General features: G+C 39.2%; 18 protein-coding genes. 13 read left to right on the top strand and 5 right to left on the bottom strand.

Translation table 11 applies throughout. The features are described 5' to 3' along the window. Window positions 1–164 precede the first annotated feature (164 nt). Window positions 165–581, top strand: coding sequence for a CBS domain-containing protein (locus ACLKML_RS20145; RefSeq protein WP_413284734.1), 417 nt, complete (start codon window positions 165–167; stop codon window positions 579–581). A 317-nt stretch (window positions 582–898) separates the two neighbouring features. Here ACLKML_RS20145 and ACLKML_RS20140 read toward each other — a convergent pair whose 3' ends face one another. Beyond that, on the bottom strand, window positions 899–1,858 hold the full coding sequence (locus ACLKML_RS20140; RefSeq protein WP_413284733.1) for a transposase: 960 nt from the start codon (window positions 1,856–1,858) through the stop codon (window positions 899–901). A 420-nt stretch (window positions 1,859–2,278) separates the two neighbouring features. Between ACLKML_RS20140 and ACLKML_RS20135 the strand changes: the two genes are divergently transcribed. From ACLKML_RS20135 to udp, 5 genes are all read left to right on the top strand, one after another. Continuing rightward, the gene (locus tag ACLKML_RS20135) at window positions 2,279–3,697 is read left to right on the top strand and encodes an SLC13 family permease (protein WP_413284732.1); all 1,419 of its coding nucleotides are present in this window, start codon (window positions 2,279–2,281) and stop codon (window positions 3,695–3,697) included. Between the two features lie 3 nt (window positions 3,698–3,700). Continuing rightward, on the top strand, window positions 3,701–5,026 hold the full coding sequence (locus ACLKML_RS20130) for an ATP-binding protein (RefSeq protein ID WP_413284731.1): 1,326 nt from the start codon (window positions 3,701–3,703) through the stop codon (window positions 5,024–5,026). A gap of 1 nt (window position 5,027) precedes the next feature. Next, on the top strand, window positions 5,028–5,501 hold the full coding sequence (locus tag ACLKML_RS20125) for a response regulator (RefSeq protein WP_413284730.1): 474 nt from the start codon (window positions 5,028–5,030) through the stop codon (window positions 5,499–5,501). Window positions 5,502–5,610: 109 nt separating this feature from the next. After that, a complete protein-coding gene (locus tag ACLKML_RS20120; RefSeq protein ID WP_413284729.1) occupies window positions 5,611–8,043 on the top strand; it encodes a zinc/cadmium/mercury/lead-transporting ATPase in 2,433 nt (810 codons plus the stop codon). A gap of 238 nt (window positions 8,044–8,281) precedes the next feature. After that, window positions 8,282–9,040 carry a uridine phosphorylase gene (udp, locus tag ACLKML_RS20115; RefSeq protein ID WP_413284728.1) on the top strand — a complete coding sequence of 253 codons (759 nt, stop codon included), beginning with the start codon at window positions 8,282–8,284 and terminating at the stop codon, window positions 9,038–9,040. A 117-nt stretch (window positions 9,041–9,157) separates the two neighbouring features. Here udp and ACLKML_RS20110 read toward each other — a convergent pair whose 3' ends face one another. Both ACLKML_RS20110 and ACLKML_RS20105 read right to left on the bottom strand, forming a co-directional pair. Further along, window positions 9,158–10,318, bottom strand: coding sequence for a DUF1887 family protein (locus ACLKML_RS20110; RefSeq protein WP_413284727.1), 1,161 nt, complete (start codon window positions 10,316–10,318; stop codon window positions 9,158–9,160). 198 nt (window positions 10,319–10,516) lie between these two features. Then, window positions 10,517–12,508, bottom strand: a complete 1,992-nt coding sequence (locus ACLKML_RS20105) for a methyl-accepting chemotaxis protein (protein ID WP_413284726.1) — start codon at window positions 12,506–12,508, stop codon at window positions 10,517–10,519. Window positions 12,509–12,755: 247 nt separating this feature from the next. Between ACLKML_RS20105 and hinT the strand changes: the two genes are divergently transcribed. The 7 genes from hinT to ACLKML_RS20070 all read left to right on the top strand — a co-directional run bounded on the left by hinT (window position 12,756) and on the right by ACLKML_RS20070 (window position 19,059). Further along, on the top strand, window positions 12,756–13,106 hold the full coding sequence (gene hinT, locus ACLKML_RS20100; protein WP_413284725.1) for a purine nucleoside phosphoramidase: 351 nt from the start codon (window positions 12,756–12,758) through the stop codon (window positions 13,104–13,106). Window positions 13,107–13,167: 61 nt separating this feature from the next. Further along, the gene (locus ACLKML_RS20095) at window positions 13,168–14,553 is read left to right on the top strand and encodes a COG3014 family protein (protein WP_413284724.1); all 1,386 of its coding nucleotides are present in this window, start codon (window positions 13,168–13,170) and stop codon (window positions 14,551–14,553) included. Beyond that, window positions 14,553–14,942, top strand: coding sequence for a YcfL family protein (locus tag ACLKML_RS20090; RefSeq protein WP_413284723.1), 390 nt, complete (start codon window positions 14,553–14,555; stop codon window positions 14,940–14,942). The genes ACLKML_RS20095 and ACLKML_RS20090 overlap by 1 nt, the downstream gene beginning before the upstream one ends. Before the next feature lie 9 nt (window positions 14,943–14,951). Continuing rightward, entirely contained in the window at window positions 14,952–15,542 is a 591-nt protein-coding gene (lpoB, locus tag ACLKML_RS20085) for a penicillin-binding protein activator LpoB (protein WP_413284722.1), read from the top strand. Window positions 15,543–15,664: 122 nt separating this feature from the next. Further along, entirely contained in the window at window positions 15,665–16,504 is an 840-nt protein-coding gene (locus ACLKML_RS20080) for a phosphotransferase (protein ID WP_413285943.1), read from the top strand. 108 nt (window positions 16,505–16,612) lie between these two features. Then, entirely contained in the window at window positions 16,613–17,152 is a 540-nt protein-coding gene (ycfP, locus tag ACLKML_RS20075; RefSeq protein WP_413284721.1) for an alpha/beta hydrolase YcfP, read from the top strand. Window positions 17,153–17,772: 620 nt separating this feature from the next. Continuing rightward, entirely contained in the window at window positions 17,773–19,059 is a 1,287-nt protein-coding gene (locus tag ACLKML_RS20070) for an NAD(P)/FAD-dependent oxidoreductase (RefSeq protein ID WP_413284720.1), read from the top strand. Between the two features lie 125 nt (window positions 19,060–19,184). Here ACLKML_RS20070 and ACLKML_RS20065 read toward each other — a convergent pair whose 3' ends face one another. Both ACLKML_RS20065 and ACLKML_RS20060 read right to left on the bottom strand, forming a co-directional pair. After that, window positions 19,185–19,724, bottom strand: a complete 540-nt coding sequence (locus tag ACLKML_RS20065; RefSeq protein ID WP_413284719.1) for a GNAT family N-acetyltransferase — start codon at window positions 19,722–19,724, stop codon at window positions 19,185–19,187. Window positions 19,725–19,779: 55 nt separating this feature from the next. After that, a complete protein-coding gene (locus ACLKML_RS20060) occupies window positions 19,780–20,529 on the bottom strand; it encodes a peptidoglycan binding protein CsiV (protein WP_413284718.1) in 750 nt (249 codons plus the stop codon). Between the last annotated feature and the right edge of the window lie 69 nt (window positions 20,530–20,598).

The following is a 20,598-nucleotide window of genomic DNA, read 5'->3' as shown; positions in this document are numbered from 1 at the left end:
TTTTCTACCTATTAATAGTTAGTTGTAATTAAACAAATTGGTGGTATCTATTTGTAATATCAGCAAATTAGACAACAATATAGATAAAAGAAATACTATTTATTGGTGGGTAAGATAAACGTTAATGAATAGTTAGCCACATAATAGGTTTAAGGAGTTTCACCATGGAAACATTAAAAGTTAAAGATTATATGGTTCATCAAGCGGTTAAATTCAGCCCAGAGATGTCTCTTTCGGCTGCCTTAGATAAAGTTATGAAGTCGCAGCATCTCGGCGGACCTGTTGTGGATTCAGATGGCAATGTTATTGGTTTTCTGTCGGAACAAGATTTATTGAGTAATTTGATGAAAGTTGCCTATACCAGCCAAGAAACGCATATTGTCGGTGACTGCATGTATAAAGAAGTACTTTCCGTTAGCCCAGAATTGGGTATATTCGAACTAGCAGATATGATGAAAGTAGGGAAGCCAAAGGTATATCCAGTGGTTAATAATGGTAAGTTGTTAGGCATTATTACTCGACGAGATGTCTTGAAAGCAATAGGCAAAGCACTACAAACTAGCTTTAAAAATCAATTGTAATTGTAACGTTGTAAAGCCTAAATGGTGCGTCGGCGGTTTTTTAGGCTTTGGTTAGGGACACACACTAATTATAAAGAACTATAAGGGACATACACCAATTATAAGGGACACGCACTAATAGGCAGAAAAGGACACTTATTGTACAGGTGTATACAGTGTATAGTTTAGTTTGGTTACTATGACGTTTACATATTTGTATGAAAATGAATAAATCGGTGAAGAAGCGAAAAATTCCAGCTAATTAAACAAGAATGAGGAACAAAATTGACCAGTTTTATACTGGCATGAAGAAGTGAGATGCTATTTGTATTAAGGCGTTACTCTAGTTTATATACATGGATCTTTTTTCTATCAAATACAGCCTTTGCTCGAATAAGGCTGCTCGCAGAGCCAATGGCTGTTGAGCGTTTTTGTTCCAGTCGAGTGCAAGCATGCAACCAGCTTTTCTGGTTAAAACTCAACCTTTGTAAAATAGATGGTAACGTCCTATCCATTGATGCTTTTTTCTCTCGGAATTGCCTCGCTGTCCAGTCAACTAATTCGAGGTAATCGATGAGCCGGAAAGGCAGACCACTCATCATTTTGTTGTTAGTATTGCCAATAAAAGGATGCAAACACGGTGCGGTATAGCGGTTCTTACTCAATGCCTCTAACCGACATTTGATGGAAGTGTATTCCGATGTTTCAACTGTTTTTGCTAAGCCAGAACGAATTGGATTTAAGTCGACATACGCCATTGCAGCTGCGAGGGCTTTTTCATCCAGCAAAGCTTGGCTTTTGAACCGACTTTCCCAAAAGTGACCGGTGCATTGGTCTTCTTGATTCGCTTTACAGGCGATATGGTAGTTGAGCTCTTTCATGAACCAACTTAAGGACCATAATCGTTCACGCCATACTTCAATTATTTGGTCACATTTTTTCTGCTCCGCTTGGCAGGTTAACTGATTTTTCAACCAACGTTGAATTAACACGGGCACTTTATGTTGATGCTGCCATCGTTGAACAATGTCTCGCTGAGACAACGCTTTCGCTTTGTCTTGATTAATATGCGCGACTAAATGATAGTGATTATGCATCACGGCATAAGCACAAATATCAACGCAATAAGTATAAGTCAGCGCTTGTATTTTATGCTCAACCCACTCTCGCCGATGCTCATAGTTGATATTGGAGACGGTATCAAAACCGCATAAGAAGCTGTGCCTAACACACCGAGAGACGCAATGGTAATAAGGCGTAGCTTCCAAAGAAATGAGTTGTTTTCGTGCTGTGGTCATGGTGGTCCTTATGTGTTTTGTACCACGATAACAAGCTGAGTATTTAAGGGAAATTGAGTGTGTAGAAATTGAACAAGCTTGACAGAAACTCAGTCGCTTTCTCATACTATTTGGTGTGTGTCCTAGTATCTACTTGTATCTATGGTATCCATTAACCAATGTGCGCTTGAAATTAGTGCCTGTCTTGTTTTGGGGCTGTTCCTTTTGGTGTGTGTCCTCGTTCGGGGAAAGGATGAATAGGTAACTAAACTGATGTGTATCATGGAACACTACTTTTTTAATGGTTTTTATACTTGAGTTAAAGGAAGTTTGATCTATCACTACAAAAACAGTAGTCGAATTATCACATAATGAAGGTAGATTGATTGGTAATTACCGATCTTAATTTTGTCACCTCTAAGATGGAAAGATAACCACATTATGCGACAGTATTTGAAATATCTCATTCCTTTGGCCATTCCTCTATTTGTTCTAATATTGCCTTTGTCTGCTTTCCCATTCGAAGGTATGACTCTCATTCAACAGCGTGTTATTGCCATATTTTTACTCGCTGCTCTATGTTGGGTATTCGAGCCAATTCCTATCTATGCTACATCAGTTGTGATTATTGTTTTAGAGCTGTTGATGTTATCTGATAAAGGTATTATTTTTTTCCGGTTGGCGGAAGGAACGCCCGAGTTTGGAGAATTGCTTAGCTACAAAGATATAATGGCAACTTTTGCTAGTCCAATTATTATGTTGTTTTTAGGCGGTTTTTTTCTGGCCATGGCTGCTACCAAATATCGTTTAGATGTAAACCTTGCTCGGGTATTACTCAAACCATTTGGTTCTGATCCTAAGTTTGTCATGCTTGGTTTAATGCTGATTACTGGTATTTTCTCTATGTTCATGTCGAATACTGCAACAACTGCGATGATGTTGTCTATTCTGACACCAGTACTTGCGGTATTTGGAAGAGGTGACCCTGGGCGTATTGCTTTTGCACTTTGTATTCCAGTTGCAGCCAACATTGGTGGTATTGGTACTCCTATAGGAACCCCGCCTAATGCTATTGCGCTCAAATATTTGGTTGGTGATAATTTAATTACTTTTGGCGAATGGATGACCTTCGGTGTGCCGTTTGTGGTCATCATGATGGCGATTGCTTGGGTGCTAATCAACAAACTATATGGCGCCAATCAAAAAACAATTAACTTGAATATTAAAGGGAAATTTCTAAAAACACCGAAAGCGATAACGGTATATATTACCTTTGGTTTAACGATTTTATTGTGGCTGATGGGGTCGATTCATGGCATGAACTCTTACACTGTTGCTTTAATTCCGGTCGCGATTTTCTCCATTACTGGCATTATTAACAAGGAAGACCTTAAGAAAATATCATGGGATGTTTTGTGGTTGGTCTCTGGTGGTATCGCCCTTGGCTTAGCGTTAGATAAAACAGGACTAGCTAGGCTTATGGTGCATAGTATTCCGTTTGATGCTTATTCTCCTTATATCGTTTTATTTGGTGCGGCTTTTCTTTGCTTGACGATGGCAAATTTTATGTCTCATACCGCCACAGCGAACTTATTGATGCCAATTATGGCGGCTTTAGGTGCTTCTATGACATCTCTCGCTCCTTTAGGCGGTGAAATGACGTTAATCTTAGTGGTTACATTTGCAGCGTCTTTAGGTATGTCGTTACCTATAAGTACACCACCAAATGCACTGGCACATGCTACAGGTAATGTTGAAAGTAGTCAGATGGCAAAAGTAGGTGTGATTATGGGTGTTATTGGTGTTTTAGGTAGCTTTCTCTTAGTTTGGATATTAAACGTTGTTGGTTTTATCGGGTAATTTATGGATAACAGCAAACTCAATCGTTTAGTTCGATGTTACTTTAGTCAAGCAGAAAGGAGGTTAACCGTCGCGGCGGGTGAGTCAATTATATTGCAAAGTTCGACTAATGAAAGGTTGTACTATGTTTGGAAAGGGGAAATAGAAGGTTATATTTTTGACCAAGAAACAGAACATCAGATCAAAGTTTTTAATGGTACCGCAGGCAGTTTTTTAGGCGTGCACAGTTTTTTTTCTGAAACCTTAGTTGCGTCCTCGACTGTGTTGGCTAAAACTGACGTAGAGCTAGCTTGGATTGATAGCAATACGGTTGCAGTCGAACCTGAATACTATGGCCCATTAACGGCACAGTTTACTCCGGTGATTGTTAATGAGTTATCGCGACGCCAGATGAGAGCGATGCGAGAGTCGATAGCAAAAGAAGAGGCGTTGCAAAAACTCTATACTGCTGAGCAGATGACTACGTTAGGGCAATTGGCTGCGGGTATTGCTCATGAATTGAACAATGCGGTAGGAGTGCTTAATAGTAAGACAGAAAGAATGCAATCGGTCATTTTTCAGCTATTAGAGGAGTGTCATCCAGAAGCTGATGTTTTTTTGCAGCAAGGGTTAGCTCAAGGACAGATTGCTAGTTCTAGTGAAATACGTCAACGAGCGCGCGAGTTAACAACACGCTTTGCTATTTCTAAACCGTTGGCCAAATCTATTGCACGAGCAGTACCTCGTGGAGACGTTCCAAAAGAGTGGTTAGACAATCCAACTCAAGCGATTCGTTATTGGGAAATTGGTCGCGATTTGCATGACATGCGTTTGGCTGCAAAACATTCTGTTGGCATTGTTAAATCGGTTAAGCAACTTGGACGAACTGATATCGATACTGATGAATGGCTTGATATTAATGAATCAATTAATAAAGCACTTGCATTGTTACAAAGTGATTTACGAAGAATAAAGGTCCATTTAAGCCCTGCTAAGTTGCCAAAGTTTAAAGGTTCTTCTACTGAACTAGTACAAATATGGACCAATATAATAAAAAATGCGTGTGATGCGATGGAACAAACGCCTGAGCCGGTTATAGATATTGCGACGCGTTACGTTAATCAACGTATTTTAATCACGATATCGAATAATGGGCCAGAAATGAATGAGTCGACGAGACGGCAGATTTTTCAACCCAATTTTACAACTAAAAAAGGCGGGCTGTCTTTTGGCTTAGGGCTTGGGCTTTCAATCGTCAGCCGAATTGTTAGTGGTTATAGCGGAAGTATTGCTGTTAAGAGCAGTGTAGATAAAACCATTTTTAGAATTAAATTACCTGTCGAGGAATAATATGGACAAGTTAAACCTGATATGTGTAGACGACCAGCGAGAAGTGTTAAGTGCGGTATTACAAGATCTTGCTCCACTAAGTACTTGGTTAAACATTGAAGACTGCGAATCAGCTGATGAGGCATTAGAATTGATGGATGAATTTGATTCTGAAGGAGAATTTGTTGCTTTGGTTATCTCTGATCATGTAATGCCTGGAAAAACAGGAGTGGAGTTGTTAACTGAAATATCTAAAGACCAGCGGTTTTCGGCTACGAAGAAAATTTTGTTAACGGGTCAAGCTACGCATCAAGATACGATTACCGCCATTAATCTGGCCAGAATTGAAAGTTATTTTGAAAAACCTTGGAGTGCAGAAGTTTTGCGTGAAAGAGCGAGAACACTAGTGACTGAGTTTATTTTTGACCAAGGTCTGGATTATGCAGAATACCAAGGTGATCTTGACCAAAATGTGGTTCTAGCCCGTTTAAGATGATTTTTTGTGTATGCTAACAATTAAAGCTTGACCTTGGAGTTTACTCCAAGGTTTATGCTTGCAGTATCTATTAAACGCCATTTGTTCCAAGTGGAATAACGGAGATACTATGGTTAGTAAGAATAAAAATTGTCAAATTAAGACCATTCCGATAATAAGTAAAATTCACAAGGATGTTAATCCGACAATTACAGCCGTTAAAGTTCTTCCCAGTGAAACTGACAATTGTTGTACCGATAGCGGTGATGTTTGCTGCAACAGTATTGATGTTTCTAACTCTGTTAGCATTAATGATACCTGTTGTAGTAATACGAGTGATCTTGCTTCTGTTTTTGCCAATGATAGTCAACACGATAGTAGCAATAATTCTTGTTGCTCTAGTGAGAAAACTAACGATTGTAGTGCTCAAGATACAAAACAAACGTCAGATTTCATCAACTCACAATCACTGTACACGCAAAGTTGGAAGGTTGAGGGAATGGACTGTCCTGCATGTGCTCGGCAAATTGAAAGCGCCTTGGTCGGTCTTAGTGGCGTAGTTGAGGTGAAAGTACTCTTTGCTACAGAAAAGTTAGTGGTAAAATACGATAAAACGTCGTTATTAGAACAAATAGAATCGGTTGTAAACAGTAATGGTTTTACACTTCGTGATACGAGCTATAATTCTAAGCCTGCAGAGTTCACATCTAACGCTCTTATTAAACAAAATATTACTGTAATTTCACTTGCCACCGCGATGGCATTTTCCTTCGCAGTACAAAACGTTTTTCCACAATTTAGCCATTGGTCGTTCGTAGCTATTTGTCTTTTAGGTCTTGCTCCTATTGCGAAGAAATCCTTAGCGTTAGCCAAGTCAGGTACGCCATTTTCTATTGAAACTTTGATGAGTTGTGCTGCGATAGGTGCCTTATATCTTGGTGAAAGTGCAGAAGCTGCAATGGTACTACTGCTTTTTTTATTGGGTGAGAAATTAGAAGGGTATGCTTCCTCTCGAGCTCGAAGCGGTGTTCAGTCACTGATGTCGTTAGTTCCTGAACAAGCGATCAAAATTATCGATAATGAAAGGGTTGAAGTGTCAGTAAGCACATTGATTCCTGGTGATATGATTGAAGTTTCGCCGGGATCTCGATTACCTGCGGATGGCATTGTTCAATTTAATGCTAGTTTTGATGAAAGCGCATTAACAGGAGAATCACTTCCTGTGGAACATTATGCGGGCGATCAAGTCATGGCAGGATCAGTTGTGGTTGACAAAGTTGTTCGTTTAAGTGTGACGTCTAAACAAGGTGAAAATGCGATTGATCGTATACTGCATTTAATTGAGGAAGCTGAATCTCACAAAGCACCACTTGAACGATTTCTAGATAAGTTCAGCCGTTGGTACACACCAGCAATGATGTTGTTAGCTTTGCTAGTGATTATTACCCCTCCATTAGTTTTTTCTCAACCGTGGGAAACATGGATATATAGAGGGCTCGCCTTATTATTAATTGCCTGTCCTTGTGCATTGGTTATTTCAACGCCGGCAGCTATTACCTCAGGTTTAGCGGTGGCGGCAAAAAGAGGTGCGTTAATCAAAGGAGGGGCGGCCCTCGAACAATTAGGCCGATTAGAAACCATTGCTTTTGATAAAACGGGTACGCTGACCAAAGGCGAACCAAACGTAACAGATGTGCAGGTTTATGCAGATGTTAAGCGTAATGATCTTATCCAAATATCAGCATCAATAGAAGTTGGCTCAACTCACCCTCTTGCTCGTTCTTTGGTTAAATATGCGACTACTGAAAAACTGAGTTTATTAGATGCACAGGACAAAAGTGCGATTGCTGGCGTTGGGGTAAGTGGGGTTATTGAAGGTATCTTGTATCAAATAGTCGCTCCTAGTAAAGTGACACTGTCTCTTTCTTCGACGGTTAGACAACAAATTGAGTCTTTAGAGCAAGCAGGGAAAACGGCGGTTTTGGTTGTTAGAACAGACTTAGCGCAAGTAAGCGAAATAATAGGAAGTATAGCATGGCAAGATACGTTACGTGATGATGCTAAAGAAGGTATTGCTAAGTTACATCAATTAGGCATTCGTACTTTGATGCTTACCGGGGATAATGCCAGAAGTGCCAAAGCAGTGGCCGACCAAGTTGACGTTGAGTTCAAAGCGGGTTTACTACCACAAGATAAAGTCGCATATATTCAAAAGTTAACGAGCGAAGGTCATGTTGCGATGATTGGAGATGGAATAAATGACGCGCCAGCGATGAAAGCTGCGTCTATTGGTGTCGCTATGGGGAGTGGAACTGATGTTGCTTTGGAGGCTGCAGATTCTGCGTTGACTCATAACCGACTGACTGATATCGCGGACATTATTGTTTTATCTCAAGCAACGCTGGCTAATATTCGCCAGAATATAGCGCTAGCATTAGGTCTAAAGCTGGTGTTTTTAATTACGAGCCTTATGGGTATTACTGGTTTATGGATGGCGGTGTTAGCCGATAGTGGCGCAACATTTTTGGTTACAGCAAATGCATTAAGGTTATTGCGATCGTAAACATGTTTTTTCCAAGGTTAAGTAGGCAATAAGATGAAGTTAGTTGCATTGAATATAATTTGTATTATGTGAACATAGTGTGATCTACATCTCATTAATATGTAACATGACATTCATGATTATTTGTATGTGTGATTTTAGTCACTAACTTTTTATTGTTTGTTCGCTACAGTTTAAAGGTGAACGTTGACTATATTCTGGCTTAGTAAAATGCTAGCGCCAATTAAAGGAGCAATTTATGTCTCAACCTGTATTTCACCTTGGTATTACTGCTGCCGACCTTAGAGGCGCGACTGTTGCGATTATTCCTGGTGATCCTGATCGTGTACCTAAAATCGCAGCTGAAATGGATAATGCAATCCAACTGGCAAGTCACCGGGAGTACAATGTGTACTTAGCTGAGTTGGATGAGACTCCAGTTGTCGTGTGCTCAACCGGTATTGGTGGGCCTTCTACATCTATTGCGGTAGAAGAGTTAGCTCAGTGTGGTGTGCGTACGTTCTTGCGTGTAGGAACAACAGGTGCAATTCAAGCTGATGTTAATGTTGGTGATATGATTGTTTCTACGGGTTCAGTTCGTTTAGATGGCGCAAGTACCCATTTTGCACCGTTGGAATTCCCTGCTGTAGCAAACTTTGAAGTGGCGGCAGCAATGAAACAAGCGGTTGAAGAATCAGGTGCAAAAGTGCATATGGGTGTTACCGCATCAAGTGATACTTTTTACCCAGGTCAAGAACGTTACGATACGTTCTCAGGTCGAGTGGTGAAGCGTTTCCAAGGCTCTATGCAAGAATGGCAAGATATGGGTGTGCTAAACTTTGAAATGGAATCGGCAACGTTGTTCACTATGTGCGCAAGTTCTGGCCTAAAAGCCGGTTGTGTTGCTGGTGTCATTATTAATCGAACTCAAAAAGAAATTCCAGATCATGTAACGTTAAAAGAGACTGAAACTCGCTCTATTCAAGTGGTTATTTCTGCTGCGCGTAAAATGCTGTAGCTTTGATTTTTTGACAGCTTGTTTTGAAATTTTGTGTAGGGTAATTAATCTATATCAGTAAATAGAGACCAAGTGTTAAGCTTGGTCTCTATTTTTTTGTCACTATTTTGTCCGTTACTAGACTTCTTCGTGACCACCTGCATCTGTAAACCAATTGGCTAAATGAGTTTTTAAATCCTTCAGTTCATCAGGGCCAATCAAAGCCAAACCGAGATCTTCTGCACGCGTAATATCATTGTGTCGAAGAGGACGGAAACTGACAAGCATTGCTCTTGCTTGTATGCCACCAAGCAAATCTCGTAATGATTCTAATTTATATAAGGTATCATCTCCATCATCACGCATACCTTTAGTTTTGCATTCGATAATGTGCAGCTTATTGTTTACTACAGTGGCGACATCGAGCTCGTTTCTTACTTCACGTTCGCCCAACTGGCGATATACCTGAACATTTAAGGAATGATCTTGAATGGTTGGCAATTCATCTTGAATTTGTTTTACTGTACTGTGCACCAAGGTTTCTAACCATTCGCCGTTTGAAAAGCGTCGCGCATCTTCACTGGCAAATGTTAATACTCCGTCTTCATAAGTGGCTAGGTTGGTCTCGACAAGATCAGATAACAACATGTTAACTTCACGGTAACCTTGTTGCTTCTCTGTTAACGCAACTTCTAATTTTTGCTCTTTTCGACAAGTGGTGGCTAGGTAGTTTAGCGTAGCAAGACCCGGTCCTAATTCCAGAGCATTGCCTGCCCAACGTTGGCCGAGTAAATACAGTTGTTGATCTAAATTTTCTGATATTTCTGTTTCATTAAATTCTGCTCTAGCACCAAATACGGTTAGATAATCCGAGATTGTAATATGGTCTTGCAGTTGGGCATCTTTATACTCTTCTGGGTAAATCCAACATATTTTGTCGCTATTTGGTTCTACGACAAAAATCTCCCAGTCGTTGCGTCGAAACATTTCATATACGGTTAGCAGTCGATGTCTTAATCCGCAACTGGCATTGAGCTTAATGGTCGATCCTCGTTGAAGAAGATTTTCTTCCAGTTGGTGAGCTGCTTTAATAATTAGTGGGGTGTCAACGATTGAAGGGATCTCAAAAAATTCGGCTTTAATATCACGCTTGTCTAGTACATATTTTAGCCGTTGGAAAATTACTTTCTGAGTTTTATCACCAATGAAAATGATGTGTTCACAAATCGCTCTTTTATCAAAAAGAGGAGTGATTAAGCGAATAGGGTCTTTGTCAATTATTCCGACATGAATGGCCATCTAACATCCTTACAAATTTAATAAATAACGGCCCGCATAAACATGAAAGTGAAAAGATCCGCTGGCCTAATATATAACATATGGGATTAACTGATTAAAAAACAAGGGCGAGTATTCAACATTTCGCCTTTGTTTCTCGGTCTTCAAGGTATAATTAGTTCCTCGCTCTTCAAAGAAAAACGAGTGAATTAGGATTGCTTACAATGTAAAGCGACTAACTAGGTTTTCTTGCTCTTCAGCAATTGTGGTTAAGTTACTGCTAACCTCGGCAATTTCAGACATAGCATGATAGCTCTGTTCGGCTATATGATTAATACCTTCAACACTTTGGGCGATATCTGTTGTAGTCTCACTTTGTTCTACGGCCGCATGTGAAATATGGGTACTCATTTGGCTAATCTCTAAAATGAGCGCTTGGATCTCTTCCATTGATCCATTGGCATGGGAAGCTTGAGTAACTGACTGTTCCATGTCGCCCATACAACTTTCAATGATCTGGTTTGCAGACTTAGAACTAGATTGTAGGTTACCTATCATGGATTCAATCACCGTTGTTGACTCGGTCGTTTTTTGCGCTAATACTCTCACCTCATCTGCCACTACCGCAAAACCCCGTCCTTGTTCGCCTGCTCTGGCTGCTTCTATTGCTGCATTTAGGGCAAGTAAATTGGTTTGTTCCGCAATACCACGAATAACATCTAAAATTGAGCCAATTTCACTGCTCATATTTTGCAGGTCAGATACCGCATTAACCGACTGGGTTAACCGATTTTCGAGTTGATTGATAGTCGTAATATTGTCACTCATTACTTGGCGACCACTTTCCGAGACATGTTCCACTTGCAGAACTTTTTCTAAAGTAATTTGTGCATTCTGCGAGACTTCCGCGACTGAATGTGCCATCTCTGTCATAGCGGTGGCAACATTCGCCGTTTGTTCACGCTGAGTATTCAGCTGATTTTGAGCATTACCTGATGTTGATTTATTGGTATTTGATGCGTCGGTTAAGTTGTGCGAAGTTAAGCTTAAACGTTGAAGTATAGTATGTAGATTATCAGCTAAGGTATTGATGTGGTTGCTTACACGGCTAAATTCGTTGTTGTAACGAATATCGATACGTTGTGTCATATCGCCATCAGCGAGACTTTGCAATGTTTGGAATATTCGAGTAAGCGGTTCTCTGACACTGTGGGCCAATCTGTAACCAATTGTTATCGCGAGGATAACAGCGATAATTCCGATAATAATTGCTTGTATACGTCCATCAATATAGATATGTTGAGCGTTAGTCAATGCTTGATTGAGCTCGTTTGCCGCTACCGTATTAAACCTATTAAGTAACACCATTGTTGCGTCGATCTCTTCGGCCAAATTTTCGATGTTTTGATACAGGCTGTTTTGTGCGACTAAGAAAGCCGCATGCTCATCTAATACTCCGCCATTTTTACCAATATCTTTGGTAAATTGAGCGACGGAATCTTCGAAAGAACTCTTAACTTCAGGTAGCTGAGTCACTAGTGCATCATAAGCGTAGTTAAGTTGTGCCACTGACTTTTTATTTTCAGCTAAGGCGTTAGCAACAAAGTCTAGATCTGAACTCGCTAACGCGTCCGATGTGACGATTTCTGCTTTTTCTAATTTTAGAAAGTAGCTTTTTGCCATCAATCTAATGGAAATACTACTTTGATCATCAACAAAGTCTTTCATTCCAATAGTGAGTTCAGAATGAAGCCGTTGAAAGTTACGAGTCGATGTCCGTACTTGGTTTTGCGCTAGGAACATATCGTGGTAATTGCCCATCGCTTCTTGAGCGACATTGAAATAGGTGGTTTCTAATGTATGTAACTGAGCTATATCGGCTTGAAGAGCTGGGTAGCTTTTACTTGCCTGTTCTAGTTGAGAAAATACTTGCTTAAAGTGGTTTTCGGCTATAGAGAAGTTGTTTCTATTAGCTTCCATTCTTTCAATACTTTGTGTAGTAAGAAAATCTTTGAATGCTTTATCTGCCGATAGTAACTGTACGCTGGTTTGGTTGGACAAAGATACCAAGGGAAGTGATTTTTCAGTAACCGTGCTAAACATAGTATGAATATTACTCATTCCATTTAGCATTATGAAGATCGTCGCAATAAACATGACTACTATGATAGTAAACCCAGCATACATGCGCTTTATTACAGAACCTTTCATTTTTACTCCCCCATAGACAGAACGTTAACCTTTTACAGCTAGTAATGTATTACCAATATTTTACTTTATTAGGTAACAACCTCGACTAATAATACGTATAGCATGCGGTACAAACCGAGATTGATACCTCATTATGATATATCGACAGATGGGTCTAAAAATGAAGCTTTGAATGCGGTTTTCATATTGTGATTTAATGATCTATAACGCATACTAAAAAAAATAATTGGTGTAAATGGAGTAGAGAATGGCCGAAGAAACCATTTTTAGCAAAATTATCCGTAAAGAAATCCCAGCAGATATTGTTTTTCAAGATGACCTTGTTACCGCGTTTAGAGATATTAGTCCTCGTGCGCCTAGCCACATTCTTATTATCCCGAATAAGTTAATCCCAACAGTGAACGATATTGAACTCGAAGACGAACTTACCTTAGGCCGGATGTTTACTGTGGCGAAAAAAATAGCTAAAGACGAAGGTATTGATGAAAATGGTTACCGTCTAATTATGAACTGTAATGCGCATGGTGGGCAAGAGGTCTATCATATTCATATGCACTTGCTTGGTGGGCATCCATTAGGGCCGCTACTAATTGGCTAAGTTATTGTTTAATATGAGATCATGTATCTACATTAAACCTGTGCTGAATAAAACGTTTCAAATGGCAAGAGTGGTAGGATTATCGGTAGTTGTTACTGCATGTTCTTCACTCTCTATGGGGAATTTATTTAGCCACTACAGTATACAAAATCAAGCGGTTTACTCTGCTGTTGTTTCCGGACAGTATCAACAAGCCGCTGATAGTCTCCCTGATTCTATTGCTGGTGATATTCTGGATAATATGGAAAAGGGGCGAGTTAATCTGCTTGCTCAAGATTATGTACAGAGCAAAGCTTTCCTCGAGAGTAGTGAATATGCCGTTCGGGTTCAACAAGAACAAGCGGTTGTTTCTTTGAGTGAAAGTGCTTCAAGTGTCGGGTCTTTGACTGCAAATGATAACGTAACCTCCTATTATCCAGCTGACTATGAAGTTGGCTTTTTGCATTTGTATTTAGCGCTCAATTATCTACAAGAAAACGCTTTAGAAGGCGCATTAGTTGAAATACGTAAAGCCAATCTGGTGCAAGAGCAAGCGAAGAAAACCAGAGAAGCAGATTTAGCTGCTGCGCAACAGCAACTAACAAAAGATGGTTTGAGCCCTAATCTTGGTTCTATTTTGTCTCAATATCCCGATGCTGGAGAGCAATTACAAGCGGTGCAAAATAGTTACTTATTGTTCCTTTCTGGTTTACTTTATGAGACAGCAGGGGAACTAAATAATGCCTATGTTGACTATAAACGTGCGTTGGCGGTTATGCCGAATAACCGTGAAATTATTACTGGTACAGCGCGAGTAGCCAAGAAACTTGGAATGAGTGATGATCTCCTTCAATTAATTGATCAATATGGTCAACTTGTCTCAACGCAAAGCAACATAGTAAAACAAGGTAGAGGACAAATAATTGTCATTGATGAACATGGTGTCGTTGCGGCTAAGCAAGGTTGGAAGCAATCTTTGCCTATTTATACCAGTGGCAATTGGTCATATTTTAGTATGTCTGTCCCTTATTATCCAAAGCAGGTTACAAAACAGTTTGCTACGCTTAAGATAAATCAAAAAACAGTGCGTCAGTCTAAATTAGTTGATGTTAACTTAATGGCGCAACAAGATTTGACTGAGAGAATGCCAACTATTCTACTGCGTCAGGCATTGCGAGTGGTTGCTAAAGAACAGGTTCGTAAAGAAGTAGCAAAAAATGATGAAGTAGGAAACTTGCTAGTTAATGTTTGGAATGTATTAACCGAACAACCCGATACACGTAGTTGGCAAACGTTACCAGCACAAGTTTATAGTAGTAGCGAAATAGTTGAAGCGGGTGAATATGAGTTGGAATTTGGACTTAATAGTTACAAAGTAAATGTAGATGAAGGCAAAACTGTGTTGGTTTGGATCTCAAGACAAGGAACAAACGCTACGTTTTGGCATAAGCAACTAGGGAGTTTGTAATGAAGAAATTAGCGATGATGCTAATGGTGGCCATGACCTTAATTGGTTGCTCAAAAAATTCTGCGGGATTGAGCATTGATGGCCAGTCACAAAATGTTATGTTTGGTGATGCTGTTCTTGGGGGGCGACTGCTTGTCGATAATATCGCGACCAAAGATGTACAAGGTCATGCGCGTGGTATTGTTACTTTAACCAGCCAATATACTGGCGATCAACATATTCAATATCGTTTTTACTGGTATGACAATGATGGGCTAGAAGTTAATACCAATCAAGCGGCTTGGAAGCAAAAAATTGTGAGGGGTTTTGAGACGCTATCGTTTTCTGAAGTGTCGATTAATCCAACTGGCAAACAATTCCGTGTTCAAATACGTGAAGCAAATAAGTAAGGATAAAAAATGAAGAAAGGTGTTATAGCGCTACTTGGACTGTTGGTTATTTTAGGCGGTTGTTCAAATAAAGTGAGTTATGGTGACGCACAAGAAGCGGAAACCACTACCATTGATTTTGGATCGACTGATTTGCAAAAAATTGCTGGAGAAATGGTGGATAGCATGCTGACCTCTGGGTCGGTTGCAGCGATTACCCAAAATAATCGTCCGATTGTATTTGTTGAACGCATTAAAAATAAAACCAGTGAGCATATTGATACGGAATCTATTACTGATTCAATGAGCACTAAAATGCTAAATTCAGGTAAATTTCGCTTTGTTGATATGGAGCGAGTAGAGTCAGTACGTACACAATTGGATTTTCAAAATAACGACGAGCTAGTCGACCAAAGTAGTGCCATTCAGTTTGGTAAAATGGTTGGAGCTCAATATATGTTGTATGGAAATTTAGCCAGTATCGTAAAACAATCAGGCAGCGACAAAGATGTTTACTATAAAATGACCATGCGTTTAATGGATTTAGAAACAGGGTTACTTGAATGGGCTGATGAGACTGAAATTCGTAAAAATGAATCTAAGAGTTTACTCGGGTTTTAAACCTATTGTTGAAAATATGTTAGTAAAGCTCTTTTAGTCTGTAACGATCTGATTATTGTAATAGCTTATTGAAAACTACTTGATTAGAAGCTTATTTGTTAAAAAGAGGACTCTCCGTGAAAATGACATGGAATGAAGCTAAATCGCTTGATGGGTCGTTGCTTTCACTGGAGCGCTTTTTTGGTTTTCCTCCCAAAATGGCCGAAATATTAGCAGGAGGACTAACAAATAGGTGTTGGAAAATCACCTCACACACCAATGTTCCATATGTTTGGCGTTCAGTTTCTAATCAATTATTTTATTTTTCTGTTTCTAGACAGAAAGAATATCAAGTATTACAAGCGCTTAAAGAGTGTCGTTTTGCTCCTGACCCTATTTACCTAAGTGAGCAAGGTTTACTGGTTGAATGGATAGAAGGCCGCGTTAGCGAAAAGACATTGACCGAGTCACAACTTATTCAAGCGCTTTGTAGTATTCATGACGTAACACTCCATGATAAATCACTGCCGTTGTTCTCATTTACTGCCAAAGTCGATGGCTATTGGCATAAGCTTAACCCAGAATTTAAAACCGCCAATCGACAGAAAGTATATAATCAGTACAGAACGTTACCCTCAATACCTACTGTTGAGCCAGTATTATGTCATTTCGATTTAGCTAGTTACAATATAGTAATCACAAAACAAGGTCTTCGAATTATTGATTGGGAGTATGCTGCGGTAGGTGATCCGCGCATGGATCTTGCCATGACCATTGAATTGTCCGACCACAACATAGCCACTAGTGTCGCGAACTATTGTCAGAGAAGAAGAATTGACAAAATCGACCACTGGATAGATAGCGTTAATCAATGGATACCGAGAAACAGAATGATGGCGATGCTGTGGTATTTAATTGGTTATCAGATGTGGCAAGATGTAAATTATTTACAGCAAGCGATGCGAATTGAAGCATCGTTGTAGATAATTAATTTACCCTTTGATTTTAGTGGTTTTTTATGTGAAAAATGACTAAACTTAATATAATTCGTAGTAGATCTATCATCGAACCGACAAGGAAAGGGGAGTACCATGATAATTTATTTACACGGTTTTGATTCGACAAGCCCAGGCAATCACGAGAAAGTACTTCAACTCCAGTTTATTGACGACGATGTTCGCTTTATTAGTTACAGTACGCTTCACCCTAAACATGATATGGCACATTTGTTAAAAGAAGTGCATAAAGCGATAGAGCAAGCTGATGACCCTCATCCAATTATTTGTGGTGTGGGGCTCGGTGGATTTTGGTCTGAACGAATCGGTTTTTTATGTGGTATCAAACAAGTTATTTTCAATCCAAACCTTTATCCTGCCACTAATATGATGGGTAAAATCGATCGCCCTGAAGAGTATGATGATATCGCGACCAAATGTGTCGAAAAATACCGTATAAAAAATAAAAATCGCTGTTTGGTTATTCTTTCTAAATCAGATGAATTACTCAATAGTGACGCTACGGCTGAAGCCTTAAAAGATTATTACGATATTATTTGGGACGAAACTCAAGAACATAAATTTAAAAAAATCTCTCAACATTTACAAGCAATTAAAGCCTTTAAACAATCTTAGGTAATACTCGTTATTATATAAATAATATTATAAAGATAGCCTCAAATATGAGGCTATCTTTATATGTACAATCATATTTTTTAAGTAGTACAATAATATTAAATATTTTAGCTACAATTTAATATGAATTCGATTCAATAACCATTAGTTAAATTCCTGCATATTACCATTTTCAATTTATTAGAGCCTGTCCCTTTAGTTGAGAGCCTGTCCCTTTAGTTGTTACGTCAAAGTCATTACTTTTTGGTGCCTGTCCCGTTAATGAATCGGTGCCTGTCCTGTTAACATGTAAGTTCTTTAATTTTTTAACGTGGTTGTCTTTTAAATAGAACTCGAATTTTGTTGTTACAATTGAGTATTTTAAGTTAACTAAAACAAGTGAAAGTGTGATCTAATGCAAAAAAATCTTGCGGTCAACTATGACCGATATATAATGCGGTAATTATTTTTTTTGATGTATATCAATAAAAATAAATTAAATAAAAGAGTGAGCATAAAATATAGAAGCTTACCGATTATTCATCATACAAATAAAACCAGCCCAACGTGGAAGGCATACAGAATCCCATAACTTGAATATATTCAGGTTATTTATATTTTTAATTTACAGGAGTGCTTATATGACTCGAATTATTGTTGTTGGCGGTGGTGCTGGCGGATTGGAGTTAGCGACCAAACTTGGAAACAAACTTGGGCGTAAGAATAAAGCTGAAATAATGCTAGTAGATAGAAAAGGTAGCCATTTGTGGAAACCATTGTTGCACGAAGTAGCTACAGGATCGCTTGATGAAGGTGTCGATGCGATTAGTTATCGCGCTCATGCAAAAAATCATTATTTTGATTTTCGTCTAGGCAGCTTGGAAAATATTGACCGTGAACGTAAAGTGATTACGTTAGCGGATCTAAAAGATGAAAATGGTGAAATTCTTATTCCTCAGCGAGAGCTTGAGTACGATATATTGGTGATGGCTATTGGCTCCACTTCTAATGATTTTAATACGCCAGGAGTGAGAGAGAATTGCATATTCTTAGATAGCCCTGAGCAAGCTCACCGTTTCCGCACTCAAATGAACAACGAGTTCTTGAGGTTACATGCAAAGGGTGAAGGTACGGTTGATATTGCTATAGTCGGAGCAGGTGCAACAGGCGTTGAGTTATCTGCGGAGTTACATAATGCCATTAAAGAGCTGAGAACGTATGGGTTTGGCGATTTAGATTCAAGTCGGTTGAACGTTAATTTAGTTGAAGCCGGTGAGCGCATTTTACCAGCGTTGCCACCAAGAATTTCATCTTCTGCTCATCAAGAGTTGACTAAGCTTGGTGTCACAGTAAGAACCGCAACAATGGTGACTAAAGCAGAAGCTGATGGTTTAACCACTAAAGATGGTGAAAAAATTCACGCCCATATTATGGTTTGGGCTGCAGGAATCAAAGCACCAGATTTTATTAAAGATATAGCAGGTTTAGAAACCAACCGCATTAACCAACTTGTAGTAACGGATACTTTGCAAACAACGCGCGATGACAACATTTTTGCTATCGGGGATCTTGCACAGTGTACTCAAGCAGATGGTTCTTTTGTTCCGCCAAGAGCTCAGGCTGCTCATCAAATGGCTAGCCAAGTGTATGTGAATATTATGGCTAAATTGAATGGTAAAACGCTTAAGCCTTATGTTTATAAGGATCATGGTTCTTTGGTGTCACTAAGTCGTTTTTCTACTGTTGGTAGCTTAATGGGTAATTTAACTAAAGGCTCGATGATGATAGAAGGACGTATTGCTCGTGTGGTTTATATTTCTTTATATCGTATGCATCAAATGGCCCTTCATGGCATGGTTAAAACAGCATTGATGATGTTGGTCGGACGAATTAATAGGGTACTTAGACCTAATCTTAAACTCCATTAATAATGATATAATGATTATTAAGCCACGCTTTGAGCGTGGCTTTTTTACACTTCTAAAGAGATTTTTTTGATAAGAAAGGTAGAATAATCAGGTAAACTTATTTGTTTATGCACATAGAATGGTTTTTAATCAGGCACCACAGAAAACACCAAGCCATCTTTGGCCATATTATGGTGAATAAAACGGTTTCTCGACAGACCTTCCATATAAGCTCCGCAACTTAACGCGACGCTATGACTGGCGATATTATGCGGATCACACACTATCTCTAATCGGGTTAGTTGTAGCCTTTCAAAGCTGAAAGTAATTAATGCATCGAGTGCCTCTTTGGCAAAGCCATTGCGTTGGTAGTCATCAGCAATCCAATACCCTAAGGTAGCAGAATTGGATATCAGATGAATCTCTGTGATTGCTACCATACCGATAAATAAGTGGTTTTTTCGAGTAAATATGCCAAAGCCATAGGACAAACCTTTGTTCCAATTTAGACGATTGGCTCGAATAAATTCCTGAGCATCACATTGGTCAAATTGGTTATGACACCAGTCCATCCATTGATGTAAAGAGGTTGAGTGAGAAATGCATTTGGATAAGATATAGCTATCTTGCTGCCGTAGTATTTTTAAATGTAATCGTTGCGTTAATATTTCAGTATCTGGCGTCATTATTGAATTATCTTTGAAAATATGAAAGCGCCTTTTAGCGCTTTCATAAATAGGTCTATTGTACTTTTCGTACTTGAACAATAATACCCAATAATGGGTGATCTAAGTAATGGGTTTCGCTGCTTCTCATCCGGCGTTTCTGTACCATTCGATAGCTTTTAAGAAACCTTTCTTGTTGAACAATGGGCGTGATCTGTTTCATTTCACCAAACTGTACCGTGTCGTCTGATTCTTCCGAGCCGATATTAATATTTTGTCCTGGGCTTTCAATCTCCCTAGTTCCAGGCGCTTTTAAGTCCAAAGTGGTTTCTAGAAACAGATAATGTTGAACATAAACTTGAAGTTCACCATCTAACTCATACAGTGGGCTATCGATAGTTAGTTCATTAAATTCACTGGGGTTGTTATTTGCTACGTTAACCTTTTCACTGCCATCGGCATTGAAGGCAGTAGAGTAATCTTTGCCTGCTCGGATATGAAATTTGGGTGCATAGGCTTTACCTTGGTCACCTTGACGCCATACTTTGTGCATTAGCACTTGGTAGCCTGCGTGTTTGTTTAGCCTATTAACTTGATTTGACAGTTGGTAACTGTTGCGAATAGAGACACCTTTGCTTTGTTTGTATGCAGTATCTTCAAAAGAGCCAACAGTAGAAAAATCAATAGGCGGTAAATGGTTTGGCCATGATTCACTTTGTTGTTCTGGGTCGACTAATCGTTTGAAAATAATCAGCTCTATATCAAACTGCCGTGCTGCCGCAGGTAAGGAGATAATTAAGAGCAGTATAGTGACCAGTTTTTTCATTTTGACTCCACAAAATTGGTTTGGTTGCGTTGAGCACATTTTTCGTGTGTTGATATTTTAGCTATCAAT

The sequence above is a fragment of the Vibrio sp. MA40-2 genome, from assembly GCF_047302445.1.
GTDB lineage: Bacteria > Pseudomonadota > Gammaproteobacteria > Enterobacterales > Vibrionaceae > Vibrio.
This window is presented reverse-complemented; position numbering and strand designations above follow the sequence as displayed.